We start from the raw sequence: 24,554 nt of genomic DNA, 5'->3' as shown, positions 1-24,554 counted from the left end.
TTTCCTATGCATTCTATCGTACCGCCTGCAGATTCCGAGTGCTTGCCGCCATTCGAGAGCGCGTCGATTTTGCGCTTGTCCGACCGGGTATAAGACCATTCCCGTCGTCTCCCGGCGCGAAGATCGCGTCCTGGAGGACCCTCCGGACGACCCGAAGGGTGCCGGCGAGGTCGTCTTCACGCATCGCCGGTCGGCGCAGAAAGCCCGCCGACCAGCGCAGCACCGCGACAGCATCTTCCCGCACGTAGCCGTCGCCGTCCGCCAGGCTGCCTTCGATCCAGTCGGCTGCGTCCAACAGCTTTTGAGCAAGCCGCTGGCGGTCGGAAGCGCAACGGTTCGGCGCAGGCACCACCCGCAGTAGCCTTACATTGCCCATTCCCAGGTTTCCTCGCTTGATGCGTCACATGGCGCGCACGCTCTTCAGGAAGTCGTCGACCTGGACCTCGAGATTGCTGGCCTGTCCGGTCAGCGCCTGGGCGACGTTGAGCACGGTCGACGAATTGGCACCCGTCTCCCGCGCGGCGCTGCTCACGCCGTTGATGTTGGCGGAGACCTCCTTGGTGGCCGCCGACTGTTCCTCGACGGCGCCGGAGATGGACGTGCTGATCTCGCTCACCTGCTGGATCACTTGGCCGATCTGCTGAATTGCCGCAGCGGTCGTATGGCTGGAGTCCTGAATGCCCTTGATCTGAATAGCGATTTCCTCGGTCGCCTTGGCCGTCTGGTTGGCAAGACTCTTCACCTCGCTCGCGACCACGGCGAAGCCCTTGCCCGCCTCTCCGGCGCGCGCGGCCTCGATCGTTGCGTTGAGGGCGAGCAAGTTCGTCTGGCTGGCGATATCATTGATGATCTGCGTGACCTCGCCGATCTTCTGCGCCGCATGCACCAGGGAGCCGACCATTTCCTCGGACTTCCGGGTCTCGCTCACGGCAACGCCTACGACGCGGCTGGATTCCGCGATCTGACGGGAAATCTCCGTGACCGACGCCGCCAGCTCCTCGGATGCGGCCGAGACCGTCGAAGACTGCTGGTTGGTCTGCTCCGCTGCCGCCGCGAGGCCTTGTGCCGTGCTTTCCATATGCTGGGCGGACTGCGCCACCTTCTCGACCAGGGTCTTCACCCCATCCTCGAATTGCTGCGCGAGCAGCAGGTTCGCTTCCTTGCGCTTGGTCAGGTCGGTCGCGAACTTGACCACCTTCCAGGGACGGCCGTTGAGATCCATGATCGGGTTGTACGAGGCTTCGATCCAGACTTCCTTGCCGCCCTTGCCGATGCGCTTGTACTGTGCCGCCTGGAATTCGCCGCGCTTCAACGCCGCCCAGAACTCGCGGTATTCCGCGCTCTGTCGGAAGGCGGGCTCAACGAACATGCTGTGGTGCTGCCCCTGCACTTCCGAAAGCGAGTAGCCCAGCGTGCTCAGGAAATTCTCGTTGGCGCTGATAATGGTGCCGTCCAGATTGAACTCGATCACCGCCTGGGAACGGCCGATCGCGTCGACCTTGCCGCGCAGGTCGGCATACTCGGCCTTCTGCTTGGAGACATCGGTCGCGAACTTCACGACCTTGAAGGTCTTGCCGCCCTTGGTGAGCAGAGGGTTGTAGGAAGCTTCGATCCAGACCTCCTTCCCGCCCTTGCCGATCCGCTTGTACTGCGCGGCTTGATACTCGCCGCGGCCGAGGCGCGCCCAGAATTCACGATAATCGGCACTGTCCTTGTAGCCGGGCTCGACGAACATGCTGTGGTGCTTCCCCCTGATCTCGTCGAGGGTGTAGCCCAGCGCATTGAGGAAATTCGCATTGGCGGTGATAATGGTGCCGTCCGGCTTGAACTCGATGATCGCCTGGGACTTGTCCAAAGCGGTCAGCAGAGCGGCCGTGTCACGTCCTGATAGAAGATTGGAGAGCATTTTCGTCCTTCGCGTTGGTGGAATGTCCATCATTCCGGACGAAGCTAGCGATCTGCGCGCCGAATTGCGTGAAGCCGAGCGCCAGGGTTTGAACTCGCCTGCCAGTCTTTTCCGTCTCATCCGGCGCAATGCCGGGACGTTCTGAGACATACGGACGCAACTTGGTGTGCGGGCCCGGTGCCAGGCCCGGCTGTTAACCGGTTAGCAACCTGTCTGACACAGGATCAGCGTCTCAAATTCGGAGAATAGAGACTCATGGCTTCCGCTCAGCCTCTGGCGGCCTATCCGGCTTTCGCCTGCTCGGATCTCGACAGCTTGGGGCAACTCGTCGAAGGGGCGCTGTCTGCCAGGATCGCAAAACTCTCCGCCGATACCGATGATGTCGACGTCCAGGCAAGGCATTTCGCGCTACCCAACAGCGGCTTGTGGTTTTGCTCCTATGGAATTCCGCTCAGCCTGGATTTTCCCGACAACGACTTCGTCAGGATACAGATCAATCATCGCGGCAGCGGGGCAACCCGGTTCGGACAAGAAGAGGTCGCTGTCACCAAATCCCAAGCCTGCATATCGACCGGCGCCATCTCAATCGACTTCGGCGAGGATTTCCAGCAGTTCGTTTGGCGCATACCGAAGGAGAACCTCGTTCGCAGACTCTCGGTCCTGCTCGGCGAACCGGTTTCCGGAGAGCTGAACTTCGACGCCGCCGTGGACCTCGACAAGCCGGAGAGCGCGGTGATGCTCCGCATGCTGGAGTGCATCGTGCACGCGGCCGGGACCATGGCGGGCGAGCCGGCACGAATCGTGTTCGGCGAGCTCGAGCAGACGCTGATCACCGCCTTCCTGACCGGCACATGCCGCGACTTCCGCGCCCAGTTGGAACGTCCGACGCCGACCCTGGCGCCGCGGCAGGTACGGCGCGTGGAGGCCTATATCGAGAGCAACTGGGACCAGCCGGTAAGCATCGATGAGCTCGCTGGTGTTGCCGGGGCCAGCGCAAGAAGCATCTTTCGCGCCTTCAAGCAAAGCCGGGGCTATACTCCCCAGGAATTCGCGCGGAAGATCCGGCTGAAGCGCGCCCGAGACATGCTGCTCCAGACGCAGCTTTCCGTGACTGAAATCGCTCTTGCCTGCGGCTTTGCCGATGCGAGCCATTTCAGCCGCGAGTACAAGAAGGCCTTCGGGGACCGCCCGTCCGATATGCGGCGACGAGAGGACCTCGCCGTCGCCTGAGGGGCCGGTCCGTAGGATCGTTTGAGCTTCATCTCAAGTCCGGCGACAAATCCCGATCCGCCGCGGCGATCTCCTCCGCGGCCTTGGCGCAGGACGGCCGGTTCAGCATCCGCGCATACCAGGCCGCAAGCCGCGGGTGCGCGGACACCCGCGGGCCTTTCAGGCGCTGGGTGAACAGCACCGTCACGAACATGCCGATATCCGCGACGCTGAACGCACCGCAGAAATAGTCGCGCGCGGCGAGCCGCGCATCCAAGCCGGCGAACTGCCGGTCGATCTCCTGATCGGCCTTGATCCCCTCCTCTTCCCGCGCCGCTTGCCGTGCGCCGTCGGCGAGCGGCGGCTCGGTGCGGTAGAGCAAATTGCGCACCGGCGCGAACAGGATCTCGTCCGCCTCCAGCTCCACCAGCCGGCATTTCGCCCGCGCCTTGGCACCCTTGGGATAAAGCGGCGGTTCCGGATAGGCATCCTCGAGATATTCCAGGATCACGGTGGAATCGAACAGGGTGAGGTCGCCCTCGACCAGCACCGGCACCTTCTTCAACGGATTGGCCTCGGCCACCGCCGGATGCTTCGGGCTGTACCCCTTCGCCTGGGTGAAGGCCACCAGCTCCCGCGCATAGAGCAGCCCCTTTTCGCGCAGTGCGATCTCCACCTTGCGCGAGAACAGGCTCAGCGGCCCGACATAGAGAATACGCTCAGCCATGACGCAGCTTCCCCTGACTGTAAAAGCCCGGAGCCTACATCGGCGGCCTGACAGGGTCTGTCAGGAGGAGTGCTGCCTTCACTGCGCCGGCGTCAGCCGCAGCAGCCGACCAGGATCGTCATCCTCGATGAGCCAGATCGCGCCATCGGGGGCGACGGCAACGTCGCGGATCCTGGCACCCATGTCCCAGCGCTCCACCTCGTCCGGCTGGCCGTCTGCGAAGGCGACACGGACCAGCACGCCGGCGCCGAGCCCGCCGATCAGCGCCGAGCCGCGCCATTGCGGGAACATCGCGCCTTCGTAGAAGACGAGCCCCGCCGGCGCGATGACCGGATTCCAGTAGAGCAAGGGCGCGGCGAAATCCGGCCGCGTCGCATGGCGCGGGATTTTGGAGCCGTCGTAGTTGTCGCCGTTCGAGACCACCGGCCAGCCGTAGTTTTTCCCGGGCTCGATCAGGTTGAGCTCGTCGCCGCCGCGCGGGCCCATCTCATGCAGCCAGAGTTTCCCATCGGGCGCGAAAGCGAGGCCGTAGGGATTGCGATGTCCCAATGTCCAGGTCTGGCCCGGCACGCCGCCCTGCGCGGCGTTGGGATTGTCTGCCGGCGACGAGCCGTCGAGATTGAGGCGCAGCAGCTTGCCGCGCGCCTGCTGCGGATCCTGCGCCGGCTTGCCCAGCTGGCGCTCGCCGACGGTGAGGAAGAGATGCTGGCCCGCCGGGTCGAAGGCGATGATGCCTCCGGGATGGCCGCGCCCGCCGACCGGCGTTTGGCGCCAGATCGCCGCCACATCGGCGAGCTGCGCGGCGCCGTCGGACATGGCCAAGGTCGCGCGCGCCAGCACCAGGCGGGTGTCGCCGTCGGCCGCCTCGGTATAGGTGAAGTAGATGCGGTTGCTCGCCGCGAAGTCCGGCGCCGCGGCGATGTCGAGCAGGCCGATCTGGCCGGAGGCCGCGACCTCGGGCACGCCGCTGATCGGTGTCTTCTCGCCACCTTGCGCCACCAGGAAGATCCGCCCCGGCTTCTCGGTAACCAGCATCCGCCCATCGGGCAGGAAGGCGATCGCCCAGGGCGTGTCGAACTCCGCCACCGCATCGACCGCGAAGGGCCGGGTCTCGCTGGAATCGCGGCCGCCGGCATTGATGCTCTCGGCTGCTCCAGGTCGGGCAATGAGCAGAACCGCCAAGGTCGCAAAGATCGTTCGACGCATCATGGCCTCCCCGCTGAAAAGGCGATCAAAGCGGAAAGAACCGCCCGCGCCGAGCAAAGTTTCCGTGAGGAGATCCAGGCGCGGCCGCATATCTCGCTGAAATTTCGGACAGCTTCCTTGACAGAATGTCGCAGCGCCCCGATACTGGGGCCATGAGCGATCTGCGGCACACCTGCGTTATGTGGCAAAAGCGACCCTCCCCGGGGGCCGCTGGATGCTGCCTGCGCTAAAAACGCAGACATAGCAGGACCAGTGAGAACCCCGCCGGATCGAGCGGGGTTTTTGTTTGCCCCACTCCTCCGGCAAGACAAGCGGAGGACAGCGCCATGGCCGACCCCACCACGATAGCGATCCCACCCAGTAGTCAGCGGGTGGTTTCGGATTCCACCCGCTCGGAAATCCGCGGCATCTGGTTGCCGCTGGTCACGCCGATGAAAGACGGCCTGCTCGACGAAGTCTCGCTAAAACGCCTGCTGCGCCAGGTCTCCGCCCGCCCAGTCGACGGGCTGGTGCTCGGCGCCACCACCGGCGAAGGCCCGCTGCTGGACGAGCGCGAGATGGAGCGCCTGGCCGCCATCGCCGCCGACGAATTGGGCGATCTGCTGCCGATCTATCTCGGCGTTTCGGGCAGCGACACGCGCAAGCTCGAGCAGCAGCTCCACCGCATCGCCCACTGGCCGGTCGCGGGTTATCTCGTCTCCTGCCCGTCCTATGTGCGGCCGTCGCAGGAGGGCCTCTACCAGCACTTCGCGCGGCTGGCCGAGGCGGCGGAACATCCGATCCTCATCTACAACATCCCCTATCGGACCGGCGTCAACCTCGCCAACGACACTTTGCTGCGCCTGGCCGAGATTCCGACCATCATCGGCATCAAGGATTGCTGCACCGATCCGGCGCAGAGCCTCGACCTCATTCGCCGCAAGCCGGCAGGGTTTGCGGTGATGTGCGGCGAGGATGCGCAATTCCATGTCGCCCTCGCCCAGGGCGCCGATGGCGGCATCCTCGCGTCCGCTCATGTCGAGACCGAGCGCTTTGCGACCATCCACGCCGCCCATCGCGACGATGGCGACACCCGGACCGCGCTCAAGCTCTGGCACGACCTCTCCGACCTGCCGCGGCTGCTGTTCGCCGAGCCGAGCCCGGCGCCGGTCAAATACTGGCTCTACCGCCAGGGCCTGATCGACAGCCCGGAAGTCCGCCTGCCGATGACGCCAGTGACCCCGCAACTCGCCGCCCGCATCGACCGCGAGATCGGCCGCTGGAACGGCACTACCCGCGCCGCTTGATTCTGCCTCTCCCTCGCGTCCCTGAAACTGCCTCTCCCCGAAAGGGGGGAGGCGCTTCTTTTCGCGCCACGCAGCCCCTATAATTTCGCCGTTGAAACCGGGATCAAAGATTTCGGGATAGACCGATGACGAGACTGGGCCTGACGCTGCGGTATGTCGCCTGGTGGATCGCAATTGCGGTCGCGGCATTGCTCTGGCGGATGCTGAGTGATGCCGCGGCTATCGCGCAGCATAGCCGCGATTCGATCGCCAGCTGGGCTGGAATGGAGGTCCTCATCAACGACTGGCCGGCCTTCAATCCAGCAAACTGGGATGTCGTCTACTGGCTTGCCTTGGCCGCGATACTGCCCACCCTCGCTCTTCCGTGTGCGTCCGCAATCTTCAGCGACCGCCGGCCACGCTTGGCGATGCAGCTGGCGATAGCAACGATTCTGTTGTCGCCGGCGCTCTACGCCGGGGTCGTTCTGCAGGCTCCGTACTGGCCGCTTTGGACCGACATTGGGAACTAGAAGAATGCCGTTGAACATCACCCCCGTCACCCCCGATCTCGGCGCCGAGATCCGCGGCATCGATCTCCGCACCGCCGATGCGGGCGAGATCGCCGCCATTCAGAACGCTTTAGCCAAGCACTCGGTCCTGTTCATCCGCGACCAAGACCTGACGCTCGATGACCAGCTCGCCATCACGCGGAAGTTCGGCAGCGTGCTGCGGGTGCCCTATGTGCAGGGCGTCGCCTCGCATCCCGACGTCATCGCGGTGCTGAAGGAAGCGTCGGAGAAGAAGATCTCCACCTTCGGCGGGACCTGGCACAGCGATTTCTCTTTCCTCTCCGAACCGCCCGCCGCCACCCTGCTCTATTCGGTCGAAATCCCGCCGGTCGGCGGCGATACGATCTGGGCCAGCCAATATCTCGCCTATGAGGCGCTCTCCGACGGCATGAAGGCGCTGCTCGACCCCTTGCGCGCGGTGCATACCGGCTGGCCGCACGGCACGATGGGCCCGAACCCGGACGTGCCGGTCTCGAAGTCGATCAGGATGGTGCGCAACGACCCCAGCGCCGACCGCGAGGTGCTGCATCCGGTGGTGCGCGTGCATCCGGTCACCGGCCGGAAGGCCCTCTTCGTCAACCCGGTCTATACCCAGCGCTTCGAAGGCATGACGCAAGCGGAATCCAAGCCCATCCTCGACTATCTGCACCAGCATAATGTGCGGGCGGAGTTCTGCTGCCGCTTCCGCTGGTCGCCGAACACCCTGACCATGTGGGACAACCGCTGCCTGATGCATCTCGCGGTCAACGACTATGACGGCCACCGCCGCCTGCTCTACCGCACCACCACCGCCGGTGAAGCGCCCGCGGGTGTCGCGCAACGCGCGGCCTGACTAATCCAGCAGCCCGAGCTGCGCGGGATCCATCCCGAGACGGTCGGCCAGCTTGAACACCATGGCCCTGGCGTGCATCGGCAAGGGAAGGCGGCCGTCATGGGAGAAGCGGCAGACCGTCTCCACCGCTTGGGCGTGGCGGCCGGCGCTGACGAGGCGATCGACCTCGTCCATCTGCGCGGGCGAAAGATTGCTTTGGACCTGCGCCAGGAGGTTCAGCAGCACCCCTTGCATGTCGTCGATTCCCTGCATGCGCGAGCCCACGGCTGGTTGCAAGGTCTGGAAATATAGCATGCCCGCGCGGCGCCGAATACCTCCTCTCGCCACTGGCGGCGCGCCTACATCTTATGGTAGTATATAACGGAATGAGCAGGGGGATGCCATGTGCGACGGATCGCTTTTTGCTGCTGTTTGCTTCACGACCGGCAACGCCATCGACATTCTCGGCTATGCCGGTGCGATCACGGCTTTCTGGATAGGGTTTAGTCGATACCGGAAGGATCAGGCCTGGAAGCGAAAGGAATACGTCGCCGGCGCGTGGGAGAAGATAAAGGCATCTCCACTCAGCATGAATGCAATGGTCATGCTCGACTACTCACTGCGATGGATTCACCTGAATGCGAATAAGCCGAATGCCACGCCTGAATACGCGCGGATCAGCGTGGGTTGGTGTGCTGCGGCTCTGATCCCCCACAATGTCAAAGGGCGTCCGCAATACGGACGCGTTGGTGCTTACGTCCGCGACGCATTCGATGATTTCTTGAGCAACCTCGATGAAATCAATTCGATGATAGATGCGAACTTGCTTAAGAAGAAGGACGTCAGGTTCTACCTCGGCTATTGGGCGAGTAAGCTTGGGAGACCTCAGCCGGTGGCGGCAGCCGAGATTGCCGAATGGCGCAATGCCGTCGACCGGCAGATAGCGGAGAAGATGCGTGATAGAGATCTGGATGACTCGCAGCAAAAGATGATCGCGGACTTCTTCGGATATGCGCTTCCGCGCAATCTCTATCTCTTTATGGGTGCCTACAAATTCAGAGGTGTGATCGACCTCTGCCATCGCCTGAACCACGAGCCGCTCCCGCCGCGCGAGTTCGAACTCACGGATGGCGATGACTATCGCGCTCTTTGGGAGGAACTGGCTTCCGAATGCCGCGCGGGTTTCTGGAACCGGGTCGCAGACCACGCGAGACTCGAATCCGAGAAAAAGAAGGCAGAGTACGGGTTTGGCCAACCCGATCGAACCTCCACGGCTCCTTAACCGAAGTTTGGCGCCGCGTTGCCGGCCGGCTGCGGCAGGCAGATCGAGTGGATCCCGCCCCCGCCATAGGCGAGTTCGATCGCCGGGACCTGGATCACCTCGCGCTTGGGGAAGAGCCTAGCGATCGTGTCATAGGCCTTCTTGTCGGCGGCGCCGTCCTCATAGGCCGGCAGGATGACGGCGTCGTTGGGCAGGTAGAAGTTCACATAGGACAGCGCCAGCCGGCGGCCCTCCGCGTCGAATTGCGGCCGCGGCTGCTCGATTTCGATGATCTCCAGATCGCGGCCCGCCGCATCCTTCGAGGCCTTCAATCGCGCCAGGTTGTCGGAGAGGACCCGATGGTTGGGGTCGGCGCTGTCGCTGCAGGTGAGTGCGAGGACCGTGCCCGGCTTCACGAAGCGCGCGAGATTCTGCACATGCCCGCCGCCGAAATCGTCCTGCAACCCTTCGCCGAGCCAGATCACCTGCTTCACGCCGAGATGACGGATCAGTGACTCCTCGATCTGCTCGCGGGTCTTGTCGGGGTTGCGGTTGGGATTGAGCAGCACCGCTTCCGTGACCAGCAAGGTGCCCGCGCCATCGACATGGAGCGCGCCGCCTTCCAGCACCAGGTCGCCGTCGTAGCGGCGCATCTTCAGGCTCTCGAGGATCTGCTCGGCGACCGCGTTGTCGCGGTCGTATTCCGGATAGCGATGGCCCCAGCCGTTGAAGTTCCAGTCGATGCCGGCGACCTGTTTATCGGCGGAGGTCACGAAGACCGGGCCCATGTCGCGGATCCAGCAATCGTCATGCGGCACCGAGACCTGGCTGACGCCCTGCTTGGTCAGCAGCGAGACCTCGGCCACGTTCTTCGGCTTCACCACCATGCTGACCGGCTCGAACTGCGCGATCGTGTTGGCGATCTCCGCCGCCGCCTCGCGCGCCGCTTCGATATGGTCGCCCCAGGCTTCATCCCGGGCCGGCCAGGCCATCCAGCAGCGTGCGTGGTTCGCCCACTCGGCGGGCATCGTGAAGCCGTCGTCGAAAGGATTCGACATCGATCCAGTCAGTCGCAGTTGATCCGCAGAAAGCCGATCCCAATGCCCGGCGGCTCTTGGGCGGCCGCTCGAGGGTGCCGGAGTCTGTCTTACTTTTTGACCAAAGGCAAATCGAGCTTCAGGTGGAGCTCCTTCAGCCGAGCGGACGGCACCTCCGCCGGCGCCTGCATGAGAAGGTCTTCCGCGCGCTGATTGAGCGGGAAGGCAATCACTTCGCGGATGTTCTTCTCTTCCGCCAGCAGCATGACGATGCGGTCGATGCCCGGCGCCGAGCCGCCATGCGGGGGTGCGCCGAACTTGAACGCGTTCAGCATGCCGCCGAACTTATTCTCCACTTCGCTGGCGGGATAGCCGGCGATCTCGAAGGCCTTGTACATGATCTCCGGCAGATGGTTCCGGATCGCGCCCGAGGAGAGCTCAACGCCGTTGCAGACGATGTCGTACTGATAGGCGTTGATGGTCAAGGGATCCTGCTCGTTCAGGGCCTTCAACCCGCCCTGCGGCATCGAGAAGGGATTGTGGCTGAAGTCGATCTTCTTCAGGTCCTCGTTGTATTCGTACATCGGGAAGTCGACGATCCAGCAGAACTCGAAATGCTTGGCATTGATGAGCGCCAGGTCCTCGCCGAGCTTGGTGCGGACCGCGCCGGCAAATCTCTCGGCTACCGCCTTCTTGTCACAGGCGAAGAACACGGCGTCTCCGTCCTTGCAGCCGGTCGCCTCCTTGAGCTGGGCGATCCGCGCCTCGTCGAGATTCTTGGCGATCGGGCCCTTGCCGCCGCCCGCCTCGAAGATCACGTAGCCGAGACCCGCCGCGCCCTGCTCCCTGGCCCACTCGTTGAACTTGTCGAAGAAGGAGCGCGGCTTGGTGCCCGCACCCGGCGCCGGGATCGCGCGCACCACCGAGCCAGCGTCGACGGCCTTGGCGAAGATGCCGAAGCCGGAGCCGCGGAAAACTTCCGAGACGTCCGAGATCAGGATCGGGTTGCGCAGGTCCGGCTTGTCGGAGCCGTAGCGCAGCATGGATTCCACGAAGGGAATGCGGCGGAACGGCAGCGGCGAGACGGTGCGGTCGCCGGCGAATTCCTCGAACACGGCATGCAGCACCGGCTCGATCGTGTTGAAGACGTCCTCTTGCGTGACATAGCTCATCTCGAAATCGAGCTGATAGAACTCGCCGGGCGAGCGGTCGGCGCGTCCGTCCTCGTCGCGGAAGCAGGGCGCGATCTGGAAATAGCGGTCGAAGCCCGCCACCATCAGCAGCTGCTTGAACTGCTGTGGCGCCTGCGGCAGGGCGTAGAACTTGCCCGGGTGGTTGCGCGACGGCACCAGGTAGTCGCGCGCGCCCTCGGGCGAGGACGAGGTCAGGATCGGGGTCTGGAACTCGGTGAAGCCCGCAGCGACCATGCGGCGGCGGATCGAGGCGATCACATTGGCGCGCAGCAGGATGTTCTTGTGCACGCGCTCGCGCCGCAGGTCGAGGAAACGGTAGCGCAGGCGGAATTCCTCGCCGGCATCCTCGTCGCTGTTGACCTGGATCGGCAGCTGGTCCGCCGCCGACTGCAGCTGGAACTCCTGGACCTGGATCTCGATCTCGCCGGTCGGGAGCTTCGGGTTGATGGTCTCGGCCGTGCGCTTCACCACCTTGCCGGTGATGGTGACGACGCTCTCGAGCTTTGTCGGCTCGACCGCCTTAAAGAGCGGGCTGGAGATGTCGAGCACGCACTGGATCAAGCCGTAATGGTCGCGCAGATCGATGAAGACCAGGTTGCCGTGGTCGCGCTTCCTGTGGACCCAGCCCGAGACCCGCACCACGGACCCCGAATCGGCGGCGCGAAGGGCGCCGCAGGTATGGGTGCGGTAGGGATGCATGGCTGAGGTCCTTCTGAACGGGAAAATCGCTGGAATCGGGGCGCAAAAGAGACGGGAAACCGCGCTTTGTCAAGGGTTTCGGCCCATGCGGGCGCCCGGGGACGGGTATCCGCCCGTATCGCTTTGAGCCCTCGGCAAAAGGCGTTATAGCTTGGCCCATGAACGTACAGCAAAAGCCCCACGGCGGGGTCCTGATCGCCGATTCCGCAAGTCTGGCAGCGCTTTGCAGCCGGCTCGCGCAAGAGCCTTACATCACGATCGACACCGAGTTCCTGCGCGACAAGACCTTCTGGCCGCAGCTCTGCCTGATCCAGGTCGCTTCGCCGCACGAGGCCGCCGCGATCGACAGCCTGGCCGAGGGCCTCGACCTCGGCCCCCTGCTGGAGCTGCTGAAGAACCGGAACGTGGTCAAGGTCTTCCATGCCGCCCGGCAGGATCTGGAAATCTTCTACCATCTGATGGGCGAGGTCCCCGCCCCGATCGCCGACAGCCAGGTGATGGCCATGGCGGCGGGCTTCGGCGATTCTGCCAGCTACGAGACGCTCTGCGGCAAGCTCGCCAACGCCCGGGTCGACAAGCTCTCCCGCTTCACCGACTGGTCGCAGCGGCCGCTGACCGACCGGCAGATCGCCTATGCGCTCGACGACGTGACGCATCTGCAAGTCATCTACGAGAAGCTGAAGAAAAAGCTGGAATCGACCGGCCGCATGGCCTGGCTGGCCGACGAGATGGCGATCCTGGAATCGCCGGCGACCTACACCGTCGACCCGATGAAGGCTTGGCAGCGCCTGAAGACCCGCTCCGACAAGCCGCGCTTCCTCGCGGTCTTGCGCGAGATCGCCGCATGGCGCGAGCGCGAAGCGCAGAGCCGCGACGTGCCCAGGAGCCGTCTCTTGAAGGACGAGACCCTGGTCGAGATCGCCGCCCATCCGCCGCGCGACGCCGATGCGCTCGCCCGGTGCAGGGGTCTGTCGAAAAGCTTCGCCGAAGGCCGCATGGGTGAGGCGATCCTGGATGCGGTGAAGCGCGGCCTGGACACGCCGGAGAGCGAGTGCCCGAAGCTCGAGGCCCGGCCGGAAGTGCCGCCGGGACTGGGGCCGCTGATCGATCTCTTGCGCGTGCTGCTCAAGACCCGCTGCGACCAGCATGAAGTGGCGCAGAAACTGGTCGCGAACAGCAGCGATCTCGAGCTGATCGCGGCCGACGACAATGCCGACGTTCCCGCCCTCGGGGGCTGGCGACGCGAGCTGTTCGGGGCCGAGGCCTTGAATCTGAAGCATGGCAAACTCGCCCTGACGGCGGCCGGCAAGCGCGTCAAGATCATCGAGGTCTGACCCTTGAGCGAGGGCGCCGCTTCCGTCGACTCTCGCTTCACCCTGCCCTTCCGAGTTTCGACGCCGGCCACCCTCGCGGCCGGCGCGATCCTGCTGCTCGCTCTCATCCTGCGCATCCTCGGCGCCAACGGCGAGCTCTGGCTGGACGAGATCTGGAGCCTGAAGCTGATCGACGAGGTGGAAGCGCGCCACGACCTCCTTTGGGGCCTCGCGATCGACAACAACCACTATCTCAACACGCTCTGGCTCTGGATCGTCGGCGCCGACGCACCGGTGCTGCTGCAACGCGCCCTGTCGATCCTGTTGGGCGTCGCGGCGGTCGCCGCCGCCGGCCTGGCGCTCCGGCGTTCCGGCCCGGCCGGCGTGCTGGGCGCGATGGCCCTGTTCGCCGTCAGCTATCCGATGGTGAATTACGGCTCGGAAGCCCGCGGCTATGCCGGCCTGATCCTGATGACGCTGCTGGCGATCCTGCTGACCGAGAGCGCCACGGCGGGCTCGGCGCGCGATCGCCGCAGGCTGGGTTTCGCCAACCTGGCGGCCGTCCTGTTCCAGCCGATCGCGCTCGGCGGCATCGCCGGACAGATCCTCTGGAGCGCCTGGATGAACCGGCCGTCCGGCAAGCCGAGCTTCGCCGCGATCCGGCGCGTCATCGCGGCAACCGAGGCCACCTTCTCCTGGACCGTCCGGCTGCTCATCCCCGTGGCGGCGATCATCACCTTTGCCGTGCTCCACGCCGAAGGATACCGCATCGCCGGCACCGATCCCTTCACCGTCGCCGGCTTCGTCGCCGGCTATGGCGGGATGCTGCACCTGTTGCTCGGCCTGCCCGATGCCGCGCCCGATTGGGTTGCGCTGCCGATCGGCGCCGCGGTCTCGATCTTCGGTTGGCAGCGGGCGCGCCGCCGCGCGCCGAACACCGCGGCGCTTTACATCATCTTCCTGGTTGTGCTGCCGCTCGCGATGTTCGCAGCGCGGCTGCCGAACATCCATTTCCCGCGCTACTACCTCGCCTCGGCGGTGGTTTTCCTGCTGGTGCTCTCCGACCTCTTCGCCGCGGCCTGGGCGCGCGGCGGCGCGGTGCGGCTGCTGGGCGCGGCGCTGCTGCTGGCGATCGCGGTCGGCAATCTGGCGGATGTTTCGCGGCTGTTGCGGGACGGCCGCGATCAATCGGCCGCGGTCATGAAAATGGTCGCCGGCGCCGGGCCGGTGCTGGTCACCTCCGACCAGGACGTCCGCAACCGGCCGATCCTCGAATTCTTCGCGACGCGATACCACCTGCCGTTGACCTACGTGCCGACCGCAGAAATCTGCGCCAAGCAGCCGCAGTGGTTGCTCTCGAGCTCGAACGACGCCGAGATGCCGGAGACGCTCGACACTTCAACGGTCGGCTGTGCCAGGATCTTCAGGAAGGAGGCATCCTTCCCGCAATGGGGACTGTCCGGCCTGCCTTGGACCGTCTATCGCACCGAGCAGCCTTAGGCGATCGCGGTCGCGAGGCCGAAGGCGCGGCCCGCGGCGTCGAGGCGACGCTGGATGGCCTCGCCGAACAGGGCTTCGCCGCCCTTGGGCAGATGCAGGGTCAGCCGCGCACTGGACTTCTCGATCGAGGTCAGGCCCAGCATATGCTCGGTGCCGCCGCTCAGGGCATAAGCGAGCCGGATCGTGGTGCCGACCCGGGCGGCGAAGGCCATGTCGTCTTCGGTCAGGAGGTGACGGACCGGATCGAACTCCGTCGCGTCGGCGGACCCGCCGTAGCGGATCGCCAGGATCAGCGCCAGCGTCACGCGCTCGGCATGGGTGATGCCGGCGACCGGCAGCCGCAGCGCGCGCATGAAGGCATGCTCGGCGCGGTAATCCGGATGCTCGCGCCAGGCGATATCCGAGAGGATGCAGGCCGCCTCGCGCAACCGCGCGCGGGCATGGCCTTCGCTGCGGAACAGCGGCAGCAGCCAGTCGTCCAGCTGGTCCATCACCTGGCCGAATCTGCCCTCGGCGCCGGCCAGATCGGCGCAGCCCACCAGCAGCGGATCGGCGCTCTTCGCCTCCTCGTCCAATCGGCTGAACAGGAAGCCCTCGCGAAGGCCGTAGGCCGAGAAGAGAATGAGGCTGGGCTTGGTCAACTTCAGCAGGCGCTCGAGCACCAGCACGCCCAGCGGCAGCGTCTCCATGCGCCGGCGCGAGACCCCGGCGATATCGGCCAGCGAGCGCTTGCCGAGGCGGCTCAAGAGCTTGGCCAGGTCTTCGGCCTCGCGACGCTGCATCCGGTATTCGTGGATGACGCGCAAGGGATAGTCGTTCTGCTCCATGTGGATGCGGGCGAAGCCGCGCCAGGTGCCACCGACCGGATAGAGCGTCCTGCCCTTGACCTCGTCCAGCCAGTCCAGCTTCTCGAACTGCTTGTCGATCAGCTTCTGCGCCGCGTCGAGATCGCCGCCGGTGGCTTCCACCAGCCGCAGCGGCCCGAGCGGCAAGGTGACATGGTGGCCGATCTTGCCCTTGTTGATCGCGACCAGCTCCAGGCTGCCGCCGCCGAGATCGCCCATCAGGCCGTCGGCCTCCGGCACGCCGGCGATGACGCCCATCGCCGAGAGCCGCGCCTCTTCCTCGCCGCTGACGATCCTGACCTTGCGGCCGGTCTTCTTCTCGATCTCCGCGGTGAAGGCTTTGCCGTCGCCGGCATCGCGCACGGCCGCGGTCGCCAGCATGTCGATCTCCTCGACGCCCATCGCCTCCGCCATCGTGACGAAGCGTGCGATGTTCACCAGCGCCGCCTTGACGCCTTCCGGATTGAGCTGGCCGGTCTTCTCAAGGCCCTTGCCGAGGCCGGGCTGGGCCTTCTCGTTGAAGACCGGCACGGGGCAGCGCGAGCGCTTGTCGAAGACGACGAGTCGAAGCGAGTTGGAGCCGATGTCGATCACGGCCACGCGGCCGGGCCGCGCGGCCCGGGCGGCGGCCGCGGCTTTCCGAAGCGATGCGGTCAAGCTTTAAGCCTTCTGCAGCAGGTCGAGCTTGGGTGCTTTCTTCTGCTTCTTAAGCGCCGAGCCGCGCCCTGACAAGCTTGGATTGGTCATGAAGAAGGTATGGGCGCTGAAGCCCTCCTTGCCTTCCGGCGGGCTCAGCCGGCGATACTCGCCGCTTTGGTCCATTTCCCAGCTCTGCAGGTTGTCCTTCAGGTTGGCGACCATGATCTGGTCGAGGATCTGCTGATGCACGGTCGGGTTCTCGATCGGAACCAGCAGCTCGAGTCGGCGGTCGAGGTTGCGCGGCATCCAGTCGGCGGAGGAGATGAAGACCTTGGCATTGCGCGACGGCAGCGCATGGCCGGCGCCGAAGCAGACGATGCGCGAATGTTCCAGGAAGCGCCCGACGATGCTCTTCACCCGGATGTTCTCCGACATGCCGGGCACACCGGGGCGGAGGCAGCAGATGCCGCGCACCACCAGATGCACTTTCACGCCGAAGCCGCTCGCCTTGTAGAGCGCATCGATGATGCCGGGATCGACCAGCGAGTTGACCTTGCCCCAGATGCTCGCGGGCCGGCCGGCCTTGGCATGCTCGATCTCGTCGTCGATCAGCTTCAGCAGGGTCGGGCGCAGCGTCATCGGCGCGAAGGCGACCTTCTCGGTGCCCTCGGGACGCGCATAGCCAGTCATATAGTTGAAGATCCGCGCGGCGTCGTGGCAGAGGCCCGGGTCCGACGTGAAGAAGCTCAGGTCGGTGTAGACCTTGGCGGTGATCGGGTGATAGTTGCCGGTGCCGTAATGCACATAGGTTCTGAGGTTGGCGCCTTCGCGGCGCATCACCATCGAGACCTTGGCATGGGTCTTCAGCTGCACGAAGCCGTAGACCACCTGCACGCCGACCCGTTCCAGGTCGCGGGCCCAGCGGATGTTGGCGGCCTCGTCGAACCGGGCCTTGAGTTCAACCAGGGCGGTCACCGACTTGCCCGCCTCCGCCGCCTCGATCAGCGCCTTGACGATCGGTGAGTCTTCCGACGTGCGGTAGAGCGTCTGCTTGATCGCGACCACATTGGGATCACGCGCCGCTTGCAGAATGAACTGCACGACGACGTCGAAGCTCTCGAACGGGTGATGGACGACGATGTCCTTCTGGCGGATGGCGGCGAAGCAGTCGCCCTTCATGTCGCGGATGCGCTCCGGGAAGCGCGGATTGAACGGCTGGAACTTCAGGTCCGGCCGCTCGTCGATGATCAGCTTCGAGGTGGCGGGCAGACCGATGATTCCGTCCAGCAGGAACACGTCCTCGCGGCTGGCATCGAGCTCGTCGATGATCTCGGCCAGCAGGTCTTCCGGCATCTCGGCATTGACCTCGAGGCGGATGACCGAGCCGAGGCGCCGCTGCTTCAGCGCGGTCTCGAACAGGCGGACCAGGTCCTCCGCCTCTTCCATCACTTCGATCTCGCTGTCGCGGATCAGCCGGAAATAGCCGTGGTCGACCAGCTCGTAGCCGGGGAACAGGCGGTGGAGATAGAGCCCCACCAAAGCTTCCAGGGTCAGGAAGCGGACATTCTTCGGATCGATGCCGGGGAAGCGGATGAAGCGCGGCAGCTGGTTCGGCACCGGGATCAGCGCCTTCATCATCTTGCCGTCGGCGGTGTTCTTCAGCTGCATCACCATCGCAAATCCCTGGTTCGGGATGAACGGGAAGGGATGCGCCGGGTCGATCGCCATCGGCGTCAGGACCGGGAAAATCTGGTCGAGGAAGTAGCTGTCGAGCCACTCCTTCTCGGCCGGCGTGATCTCGGCGACATCGACCACGCAAAGGCCGTTGTCGCGCAGTTCCTGGCGGAGCGTCCGCCAATGCGTCTGCTGGTCGCGCATCAACTCGCCGCTGCGCTGGTTGATCGCCGCCAACTGCTGGCGCGGGGTCAATCCGTCGGCGCTGACCGCGGAGACATTGGCGCGCACCTGGCCGCGGAGGCCGGCGACCCGCACCATGAAAAATTCATCGAGGTTGTTGGCCGAGATCGAGAGGAAGCGCAGGCGCTCCAGCAGCGGGTGGTTCTTGTTCCCCGCCTCTTCCAGCACCCGCTCATTGAAGGCGAGCCAGGAAAGCTCCCGGTTAACGAACCGGCTGAGCTCGCCCTGATAGGCAGCCGCGCCGTCATTCGCCGGTTGCTTCTGATCGTCCAACGCCTTGATCGCCGAATCCGCCACAGCTTTTCCTCCGCCGGTCTCGCACCGGATCCCATGGTCCTCGAAGCTAGGACATTTAAAAGGTCAATTCATCCCGCATCGTTAATTTCCGCCCGGGTTCAACAAAACTGTCACCTCCAGTTCTATTTGCGAATGATTCTTAATTGCGTTACTTTCTTGCCTCCTGAAACTTGGGGATGGCACGGGTAAATGATTATCCTACCAAAGGGTTACCATTGGCTGGTGGGTTCGATTCTGGGCTCATTGCTGATTCTCGCCGGCGCCCCGGGAGCTGCCATGGCGGAGGGATGGGAAGCCGAACTGCAGGCAGCGGATGCGGTCGTCCTGGATCCTTGGTCTGGCGGGTTTCCGGTCGAGACGGCACAGGCCGAGGCGCGCTTCGATTTCGAGCTTCCTGCCGAGCCGCTGGCGGTCGCGTTGACGCGGTTTCAGCAGGTCACCGCGATCCGGGTAATGGTCGACAGCAAGGCGATCGCCGGAATGCGCACCCCGGGCGTGCGCGGGGTGATGACGGCGCGCGAGGCCCTGGCGGCGCTGCTCGCCGGAACCGGACTCGACTATCGCATGGCGGACACGGCGACGGTCGCGATCGAGCCGGCCGCGGCGAATACCGCGCAGGGTGGTCCTGTGCTGCTCAATCCCCTCCCGGTCACGGCCGAGGGCACAAGCGAGAGCGCCAACGGACCGGTCGACGGCTATGTCGCCGAGCGCAGCGCCACCGGCACCAAGACCGACACGCCGCTCATTGAGACGCCGCAATCGATCACCGTGATCCCGCGCGAGCAGATGGATACCCAGAACGTCGAGCGGGTAGCGGAAGCCTTGCACTACACCGCGGGAGTCCAGCCGGACATCTACGGCGTCGACACCCGCGGCGACTGGATCTCGGTGCGCGGCTTCGACGAGGGCCAGTATCACGACGGCCTCCGGACCCCGAGTGATGGACTCGTCTACGGCTGGTGGAAGGTCGAGCCTTATGGGTTGGAGCGGATCGAGGTGCTGAAAGGCCCCGCTTCCGTGCTCTACGGCCAGACCTCGCCAGGCGGCCTCATCAATCTGGTGAGCAAGCTGCCTTCGGAGACGCCGATCCACGAAGTTCAGCTCCGCAGCGGCACCTGGTGGCGCGAGGAGCTGGCCGCCGACTTCAGCGGGCCGCTGACCGAGGATGACGATCTGCTCTACCGCGTCGTCGCCCTTGGGCGCTACAGCGAGACCCAGGTGGACCATGCCGAGGACAACCGCGGTTACTTCGCACCGAGCCTGACCTGGAGTCCGAACGAGGAGACCAGGGTGACCTTCCTCGCCGACTTCCAGGAGGACCAGGTCGGGTCCGCGATCAACTTCCTGCCCTATGAGGGCACCATCCAGGACAACCCGCACGGCAAGATATCAACCGATACCTTCACCAGCGAACCCGGTTTCGACGGGCACAACGAGCGTCGCTATTCGTTCGGCTATCAGTTCGAGACGACACCGACCGACCAGATCACACTGCGGCAGAACGTCCGCTACGGCCATCTCGACCTTGACTACCGCACGGTCTACGGCGCTGGCCTGCAGGCCGATCTCAGGACCCTCGACCGCATCGCCTCGATCGCGGTGGAAAGTTCGAACGCCGTCGCGGTGGACAACCAGGCGCAGCTCGATCTGGGCAGCGGCCGAGTGAAGAACACCACCCTCGTCGGTGTCGATTTCTGGAACCAGTTCAGCGACGCCGAGTTCGGCGACGGGCCGGCACCGTCGATCGACGTCTACGACCCCGATTACGGCGCCGATGTTGCCATGCCGGCGATCAGCACCAAGACGTATCAGGATGCGCGCCAGGTCGGCCTCTATGCCCAGGACCAGCTGGCGATCGACCGTTGGCGGCTGCTGGCGGGCCTGCGCTACGACTTCGCCCGCACATCGACACGCGACAAGGTCGCGCAGGAGACCACGTTGCAGAACGACGAGGCCCTGACCTGGCGCGCCGGACTGCTCTATCTGTCCGAGCTCGGCCTCGCGCCTTACGTCAGCTACGCGACTTCGTTCAAGCCGACCGGCGGCACCGATGCCGGCGGCCAGCCGTTCGAGCCGGAGACCGGCGACCAGTACGAGGTCGGGCTGAAGTTCCAGCCGGAGGGGATCAAGAGCTCGGTGACGCTCTCGGCCTTCGAATTGACGCGGCAGAACGTCCTCACCACCGATCCCAATGACCCGACCAACAGCATCCAGACCGGCGAAGTCAGGAACCGCGGCATCGAGCTCGAAACCCGCCTCAGCCTCGCGGACGGGCTCAACCTGCTCGGTGCCTATACTTTCCTCGATGCCAGGGTGACCGAGACCGAGGACGAGAGCCAGGGCGACCGTCCGGGCGACACGCCGCGGCACACCGCCTCGCTCTGGGCCGATTACACGGTGCCGGAGGGCGACCTCCAAGGCCTCGGCTTCGGTGCCGGCGTCCGCTACTACGGCTCGACCTTGAGCTACGCCAACGACCTCCGGACACCCGGCTACTGGCTGGTCGATGCCGCCGCCCGCTACAGCTGGAGCTACTTCACCTTCCAGCTCAACGTCTCGAATCTGCTCGACAACGTCTACGTCACGGCCTGCGACTTCTACTGCTATTACGGCGAGCGTCGCACTGTGACCGGCGCCGTCAAAGTCAGCTGGTAGTGGCGCGATGCGGACTGCCTTGGTCCTGATCCACCGCTTTGTTGGTTTGACGATCGCGGGGTTCCTGTTCGTCGCCGGCCTGACCGGCGCGGTCATCTCCTGGGACCTTGAACTGGACGCGCTGATCAACCCGCATCTTGTGGAGTCGCCGGGCCGCGGGCCCTTCCTCGACCCACTGGTCTTGGCCGACAAGCTGGCGGCCGAGGAGAGGCAATCCTATGTCACCTACGTACCGCTGCTGCCGGAGGAGGGGCACAGCCTATCCTTCGGCCTCCATCCCCGCTACGACCCCGCGGCGCAGGGCCTCTTTGATACCGGATATAACGAGATCTTCGTCGATCCGGTGACCGGAGAGGTCCGCGGCAAGCGCGAATGGGGCGCCGCCTGGCCGATCACGACCGAGACCTTCGTCTCCTTCCTCTATGTGCTGCATTACAACCTGCACATCCCGGCGTTCTGGGGCATCGACCGCTGGGGCGACTGGCTGATGGGCGGCATCGCCCTGCTCTGGATGATCGACTGCTTCGTCGGTTTCTACCTGACCCTGCCGATGGGGAAGCGCGCGGGCGCGCGAGTCGGGAGCTGGTGGAGCCGGTGGAAGCCTGCCTGGAAGATCAAGACCGGCGGCTCCGCCTATCGCATCAACTTCGACATCCACCGCGCGTTCGGCCTCTGGACCTGGCTGCTGCTCTTCGTGCTGGCGATCAGCGCGGTCTCGCTCAATCTCTACGAGGAAGTAGCGCGGCCGATCGTAACCGCCGTCTCCAGCTTCACGCCGACCCCGTTCGACACGCGCGCGATGCAGCCGCAGGACCGGATGATCGACCCCAAGGTCTCCTATGCCCAGGTGCTGGAGAACGGCAAGGCAGAGGCGCAGAGCCGCGGATTCACCGCTCCGGCCGGCGACATCTTCTATTCGCCGGAGTTCGGCGTCTACGGCGTGCGGTTCTTCAACACCGGCGAGGTGCACGGTGACGGGCTCGGCCTCGGCAATCCGGTGCTCTACTTCGACAGCCAGGACGGAGGCTATATCGGCGACTGGATTCCCTGGCGCGGCACCGCCGGAGATATCTTCCTGCAGATGCAGTTCCCGGTGCATTCCGGTCGCATCCTCGGCATCCCGGGACGGATTCTGATCTCGGCTATGGGATTGGTGGTCGCCGCCCTGTCGGTCACCGGCGTGGTGATCTGGCTCCGGAAGCGCCGCGCCCGCGTCGCGGTGCGGCGGCCGCCGGCACTTCACCGCAAGGTCGTCAGCGCAGAGTAGCGGAATCCGGCCACCGTGCTAACCTCGACGCCATGAAGACCCTGATCCTCATGCGCCATGCCAAGTCGGCCTGGCACGATTCGCATCAGAAAGACGCCGACCGGCCTCTGAACGGCCGTGGCCGCAAGGCGGCGCCGCAGATGGGGGCCTGGCTCGCCGGCGCGGGCTATCGGCCCGATGTCGTGCTTTGCTCGACCGCGCAGCGGACCCGCGAGACGCTGGACCTGATGAAGCCGAGCCTGCCGGCGGACACCGTGATCGAGTATTCCCGGGCGCTCTACCTGGCACCGCCCCGGGAGATGCTGAGCGAGATCAACAAGGTGCCCGCGACGGCGGAGACGGTGCTGCTGCTCGGCCACAATCCCGGCATCGGCAGTCTCGCCAGTCTGCTCGCCGGCAGCGGCGATGCCAAGGCCTTGGCCAATATGCATGGCAAGTTCCCGACCGCGGCGATCGCGGTCCTCGGTTTCGACGTCGCGCAATGGAGCGACTTGCCGCCGGGCAGCGGCAAGCTGCTCGCCTTCACGCGGCCGCGCGACCTCGACTAGCCCTTCGCGTCGTTCCAGAAGCGCTTCTCTTCGGCGAAGTTCTTCCAGACCTCGTCGAAGCCGGAGAGGTCGCGGTCGATCCGCGCGGTCTGCCAGCCGAGCACCAGGCCCTGCAGCAGGTTGGCGTCGGCCGCCGCCATGCCGCGATCGACCATCAGCCTTTGCGCCAGGGTGCTCAGGAGCTGGCGGCTGACGAAGGCATCGTTCAGTGAGCCAAGGCTGTCCTGGATCGCCGTCAGCGACGCGATGTATTTCTTGGTCGGCTTGGGCTTGAACAGCGAATGAAACGCCTCCGCCGCGTAGCGCATTTTCTTCGCCAGGATGCGCAGCCGGTGCAACTCGGGTTCCGGCAACAGGTCGTAGCGGGCGCCGAGCCGCATCAATCGCTTGTGCCGCGACTGCAGCAGGGGCCGCGCGAAGTCACCGACCGGCGCGCCAAGGCGCGCCCGCCCCGAAGCGCGACGCCAGTCGCCGGAATGAAGGTGGCGATAGAACTGGATCAGCATCGAGACATAGCGTGGGTTCTCGATCGCCAGATGGGCGGCGCGGCGCGCCTCGGCGCGGGCCGTCTCGGCGGTCTCGATCAACTGAGCGAAAGCGGGCTGCGCGCGCAGCCGGTTGTGGATCGGCTGCAGGGTCTCGGCGATCAGCACGTCGAGATCGCGGGCCGGGCCGAACTGGCGCTGCATCCACCTGAGGTCGATCGAGATCATGGCCTGGACGCCGTCATCCACCAGGTCGCGATAGGCGCTGACGATCGCGCGCAGCCGGCGCAACGCGACGCGGAACTGGTGGATCGCCTCGTCATCCTCGGTCGACAGCACCGCTTCTTCATTGGCGCGCAGCTGCTCGAGGCAATTGTTGACGATGGCGACGAAGGCTTCCTCGGTCGAAAGCTCGGGAGAAAGGGTGATCGGCTGAGCCTTGTGCGGCTGCGGATCGCGGCCTTCCGCCAGGGCATAGCCGCGCGCCGCCTTGGTCTCGGCGCCGAGCCGGACTGGAACCTCCTCGGCCAGTTGCAGCGCAAGCTGCTCGGCGAGGTCGTAAAGCGCGCCGGGCGTGCCGGATTTCAGCTCGAGTTCGATCTCGGCGATCGGCAGGCGCCGCCCGCCGGCGGTGATGGAGCCGAGGTCCACTGCCACCTCGATCATCGAGCTGCCATGCTCGGTCAGGAAGGCCGAGCGATGGAACTTGGTCTCGAAGATCGGGCGGAGGCGCCGCCAGATATTCTCGCGCTCGAGCTTGCGGCTGAGCTTCCGGTCGGTGACGGCCGAGGGCTGCGGCCGGTCGGCGGCGATCTCGGCCTCGATCTCCTGGAAATTCTGCAGGCCGCCCGGTCCGGAGGCCGGGGCTTTCAGGGTCTGGATCCGCTTCCGGCCGATCTTCCGCACCCGCAAGGCCATGCGCTGGCCGGCGAGCCATTGATCGGCGGTGTCGTAATAGGTGGATTCCAGCCGCGTGCGGTGCAGACCGGCGAGACTGGGCTCCGGCTCCGTTTCGACGCCGGCATTCAGGACCGGTTCGGCTGTCGCGACCGCATCGGCCGCCGGAACGAGCAGGCTCCGCAACGCCGGCCGGCGGAGGATTCCGGCAGCCGTGTCCGGCGGCAGGAGCAACTTAAGTTCTGTTTCCACCGCCATGAAATCAACGAGTCCGATTTCCCCGGCGCGACCTTATGGTCACGCCCCAG

The 24,554-nt window shown here is 65.2% G+C and carries 20 protein-coding genes; 10 read left to right on the top strand and 10 right to left on the bottom strand.

Annotated features, from left to right (window positions below; translation table 11 throughout):
- Nucleotides 1-13: 13 nt before the first annotated feature.
- Nucleotides 14-376, bottom strand: coding sequence for a hypothetical protein (locus ACYQ4T_RS05800; protein WP_459851343.1), 363 nt, complete (start codon nucleotides 374-376; stop codon nucleotides 14-16).
- Between the two features lie 24 nt (nucleotides 377-400).
- Complete coding sequence (locus ACYQ4T_RS05795; RefSeq protein ID WP_459851341.1) at nucleotides 401-1,906, bottom strand: methyl-accepting chemotaxis protein; 1,506 nt, start codon at nucleotides 1,904-1,906, stop codon at nucleotides 401-403.
- Between the two features lie 255 nt (nucleotides 1,907-2,161).
- Between ACYQ4T_RS05795 and ACYQ4T_RS05790 the strand changes: the two genes are divergently transcribed.
- Nucleotides 2,162-3,136, top strand: coding sequence for a helix-turn-helix domain-containing protein (locus ACYQ4T_RS05790; RefSeq protein ID WP_459851339.1), 975 nt, complete (start codon nucleotides 2,162-2,164; stop codon nucleotides 3,134-3,136).
- Between the two features lie 28 nt (nucleotides 3,137-3,164).
- Here ACYQ4T_RS05790 and ACYQ4T_RS05785 read toward each other — a convergent pair whose 3' ends face one another.
- Nucleotides 3,165-3,842 carry a glutathione S-transferase family protein gene (locus tag ACYQ4T_RS05785; RefSeq protein ID WP_459851338.1) on the bottom strand — a complete coding sequence of 226 codons (678 nt, stop codon included), beginning with the start codon at nucleotides 3,840-3,842 and terminating at the stop codon, nucleotides 3,165-3,167.
- Between the two features lie 78 nt (nucleotides 3,843-3,920).
- Nucleotides 3,921-5,051 carry a PQQ-dependent sugar dehydrogenase gene (locus ACYQ4T_RS05780; protein ID WP_459851336.1) on the bottom strand — a complete coding sequence of 377 codons (1,131 nt, stop codon included), beginning with the start codon at nucleotides 5,049-5,051 and terminating at the stop codon, nucleotides 3,921-3,923.
- 323 nt (nucleotides 5,052-5,374) lie between these two features.
- Here ACYQ4T_RS05780 and dapA point away from each other — a divergent pair, with 323 nt between their 5' ends.
- The 3 genes from dapA to ACYQ4T_RS05765 all read left to right on the top strand — a co-directional run bounded on the left by dapA (nucleotide 5,375) and on the right by ACYQ4T_RS05765 (nucleotide 7,714).
- Nucleotides 5,375-6,334: a 4-hydroxy-tetrahydrodipicolinate synthase gene (gene dapA, locus ACYQ4T_RS05775; protein ID WP_459851334.1), complete on the top strand. Its 960-nt coding sequence runs from the start codon at nucleotides 5,375-5,377 to the stop codon at nucleotides 6,332-6,334.
- Nucleotides 6,335-6,459: 125 nt separating this feature from the next.
- Nucleotides 6,460-6,843 (top strand): hypothetical protein, encoded by a 384-nt coding sequence (locus ACYQ4T_RS05770; protein ID WP_459851333.1) that lies wholly within the window; start codon nucleotides 6,460-6,462, stop codon nucleotides 6,841-6,843.
- 4 nt (nucleotides 6,844-6,847) lie between these two features.
- Nucleotides 6,848-7,714, top strand: a complete 867-nt coding sequence (locus ACYQ4T_RS05765) for a TauD/TfdA dioxygenase family protein (RefSeq protein ID WP_459851332.1) — start codon at nucleotides 6,848-6,850, stop codon at nucleotides 7,712-7,714.
- Here ACYQ4T_RS05765 and ACYQ4T_RS05760 read toward each other — a convergent pair whose 3' ends face one another.
- Nucleotides 7,715-7,966: a hypothetical protein gene (locus tag ACYQ4T_RS05760; RefSeq protein ID WP_459851330.1), complete on the bottom strand. Its 252-nt coding sequence runs from the start codon at nucleotides 7,964-7,966 to the stop codon at nucleotides 7,715-7,717.
- A gap of 130 nt (nucleotides 7,967-8,096) precedes the next feature.
- On the opposite strand from ACYQ4T_RS05760, the gene ACYQ4T_RS05755 reads away from it, so the two are divergent.
- Nucleotides 8,097-8,975, top strand: coding sequence for a hypothetical protein (locus tag ACYQ4T_RS05755; protein WP_459851328.1), 879 nt, complete (start codon nucleotides 8,097-8,099; stop codon nucleotides 8,973-8,975).
- On the opposite strand, the gene ACYQ4T_RS05750 is transcribed toward ACYQ4T_RS05755, so the two are convergent.
- Both ACYQ4T_RS05750 and aspS read right to left on the bottom strand, forming a co-directional pair.
- Nucleotides 8,972-10,012, bottom strand: coding sequence for an agmatine deiminase family protein (locus ACYQ4T_RS05750; RefSeq protein ID WP_459851327.1), 1,041 nt, complete (start codon nucleotides 10,010-10,012; stop codon nucleotides 8,972-8,974). The genes ACYQ4T_RS05755 and ACYQ4T_RS05750 overlap by 4 nt on opposite strands.
- Nucleotides 10,013-10,101: 89 nt before the next feature.
- Nucleotides 10,102-11,883 carry an aspartate--tRNA ligase gene (gene aspS, locus ACYQ4T_RS05745; RefSeq protein ID WP_459851326.1) on the bottom strand — a complete coding sequence of 594 codons (1,782 nt, stop codon included), beginning with the start codon at nucleotides 11,881-11,883 and terminating at the stop codon, nucleotides 10,102-10,104.
- Nucleotides 11,884-12,041: 158 nt separating this feature from the next.
- Here aspS and rnd point away from each other — a divergent pair, with 158 nt between their 5' ends.
- Nucleotides 12,042-13,217: a ribonuclease D gene (rnd, locus tag ACYQ4T_RS05740; RefSeq protein WP_459851325.1), complete on the top strand. Its 1,176-nt coding sequence runs from the start codon at nucleotides 12,042-12,044 to the stop codon at nucleotides 13,215-13,217.
- A 3-nt stretch (nucleotides 13,218-13,220) separates the two neighbouring features.
- Nucleotides 13,221-14,696, top strand: coding sequence for a hypothetical protein (locus ACYQ4T_RS05735; RefSeq protein WP_459851324.1), 1,476 nt, complete (start codon nucleotides 13,221-13,223; stop codon nucleotides 14,694-14,696).
- On the opposite strand, the gene ACYQ4T_RS05730 is transcribed toward ACYQ4T_RS05735, so the two are convergent.
- Together ACYQ4T_RS05730 and ACYQ4T_RS05725 are read right to left on the bottom strand one after the other, a co-directional pair.
- Nucleotides 14,693-16,198: a Ppx/GppA phosphatase family protein gene (locus ACYQ4T_RS05730; protein WP_459851322.1), complete on the bottom strand. Its 1,506-nt coding sequence runs from the start codon at nucleotides 16,196-16,198 to the stop codon at nucleotides 14,693-14,695. The genes ACYQ4T_RS05735 and ACYQ4T_RS05730 overlap by 4 nt on opposite strands.
- A gap of 3 nt (nucleotides 16,199-16,201) precedes the next feature.
- Nucleotides 16,202-18,370 carry an RNA degradosome polyphosphate kinase gene (locus ACYQ4T_RS05725; RefSeq protein WP_459852040.1) on the bottom strand — a complete coding sequence of 723 codons (2,169 nt, stop codon included), beginning with the start codon at nucleotides 18,368-18,370 and terminating at the stop codon, nucleotides 16,202-16,204.
- Between the two features lie 300 nt (nucleotides 18,371-18,670).
- Here ACYQ4T_RS05725 and ACYQ4T_RS05720 point away from each other — a divergent pair, with 300 nt between their 5' ends.
- Genes ACYQ4T_RS05720 through ACYQ4T_RS05710 form a run of 3 tightly spaced genes read left to right on the top strand, consistent with a single transcriptional unit; the run spans nucleotide 18,671 to nucleotide 22,864 of the window.
- Entirely contained in the window at nucleotides 18,671-21,049 is a 2,379-nt protein-coding gene (locus ACYQ4T_RS05720) for a TonB-dependent siderophore receptor (RefSeq protein ID WP_459851321.1), read from the top strand.
- Between the two features lie 7 nt (nucleotides 21,050-21,056).
- A complete protein-coding gene (locus ACYQ4T_RS05715; protein ID WP_459851319.1) occupies nucleotides 21,057-22,316 on the top strand; it encodes a PepSY-associated TM helix domain-containing protein in 1,260 nt (419 codons plus the stop codon).
- A gap of 32 nt (nucleotides 22,317-22,348) precedes the next feature.
- A complete protein-coding gene (locus tag ACYQ4T_RS05710) occupies nucleotides 22,349-22,864 on the top strand; it encodes a SixA phosphatase family protein (protein WP_459851318.1) in 516 nt (171 codons plus the stop codon).
- Here ACYQ4T_RS05710 and ACYQ4T_RS05705 read toward each other — a convergent pair.
- Nucleotides 22,861-24,480 carry a CYTH and CHAD domain-containing protein gene (locus ACYQ4T_RS05705; protein ID WP_459851316.1) on the bottom strand — a complete coding sequence of 540 codons (1,620 nt, stop codon included), beginning with the start codon at nucleotides 24,478-24,480 and terminating at the stop codon, nucleotides 22,861-22,863. The two genes, ACYQ4T_RS05710 and ACYQ4T_RS05705, sit on opposite strands and share 4 nt — an antisense overlap.
- Nucleotides 24,481-24,554: the final 74 nt, after the last annotated feature.

The sequence above is a fragment of the Dongia sp. agr-C8 genome (genome assembly GCF_054658695.1).
The sequence above is the reverse complement of the archived record's forward strand: the minus strand, read 5'-3'. Positions and strand labels throughout refer to the sequence as shown.

What these genes read in the sequence shown, in the direction of transcription:
- ACYQ4T_RS05800 (WP_459851343.1), bottom strand. Translation starts at nt 376, where the DNA reads ATGGGCAATGTAAGGCTACTGCGGGTGGTGCCTGCGCCGAACCGTTGC.
- ACYQ4T_RS05795 (WP_459851341.1), bottom strand. Translation starts at nt 1,906, where the DNA reads ATGCTCTCCAATCTTCTATCAGGACGTGACACGGCCGCTCTGCTGACC.
- ACYQ4T_RS05790 (WP_459851339.1), top strand. Translation starts at nt 2,162, where the DNA reads ATGGCTTCCGCTCAGCCTCTGGCGGCCTATCCGGCTTTCGCCTGCTCG.
- ACYQ4T_RS05785 (WP_459851338.1), bottom strand. Translation starts at nt 3,842, where the DNA reads ATGGCTGAGCGTATTCTCTATGTCGGGCCGCTGAGCCTGTTCTCGCGC.
- ACYQ4T_RS05780 (WP_459851336.1), bottom strand. Translation starts at nt 5,051, where the DNA reads ATGATGCGTCGAACGATCTTTGCGACCTTGGCGGTTCTGCTCATTGCC.
- dapA (WP_459851334.1), top strand. Translation starts at nt 5,375, where the DNA reads ATGGCCGACCCCACCACGATAGCGATCCCACCCAGTAGTCAGCGGGTG.
- ACYQ4T_RS05770 (WP_459851333.1), top strand. Translation starts at nt 6,460, where the DNA reads ATGACGAGACTGGGCCTGACGCTGCGGTATGTCGCCTGGTGGATCGCA.
- ACYQ4T_RS05765 (WP_459851332.1), top strand. Translation starts at nt 6,848, where the DNA reads ATGCCGTTGAACATCACCCCCGTCACCCCCGATCTCGGCGCCGAGATC.
- ACYQ4T_RS05760 (WP_459851330.1), bottom strand. Translation starts at nt 7,966, where the DNA reads ATGCAGGGAATCGACGACATGCAAGGGGTGCTGCTGAACCTCCTGGCG.
- ACYQ4T_RS05755 (WP_459851328.1), top strand. Translation starts at nt 8,097, where the DNA reads ATGTGCGACGGATCGCTTTTTGCTGCTGTTTGCTTCACGACCGGCAAC.
- ACYQ4T_RS05750 (WP_459851327.1), bottom strand. Translation starts at nt 10,012, where the DNA reads ATGTCGAATCCTTTCGACGACGGCTTCACGATGCCCGCCGAGTGGGCG.
- aspS (WP_459851326.1), bottom strand. Translation starts at nt 11,883, where the DNA reads ATGCATCCCTACCGCACCCATACCTGCGGCGCCCTTCGCGCCGCCGAT.
- rnd (WP_459851325.1), top strand. Translation starts at nt 12,042, where the DNA reads ATGAACGTACAGCAAAAGCCCCACGGCGGGGTCCTGATCGCCGATTCC.
- ACYQ4T_RS05720 (WP_459851321.1), top strand. Translation starts at nt 18,671, where the DNA reads ATGGCGGAGGGATGGGAAGCCGAACTGCAGGCAGCGGATGCGGTCGTC.
- ACYQ4T_RS05715 (WP_459851319.1), top strand. Translation starts at nt 21,057, where the DNA reads ATGCGGACTGCCTTGGTCCTGATCCACCGCTTTGTTGGTTTGACGATC.
- ACYQ4T_RS05710 (WP_459851318.1), top strand. Translation starts at nt 22,349, where the DNA reads ATGAAGACCCTGATCCTCATGCGCCATGCCAAGTCGGCCTGGCACGAT.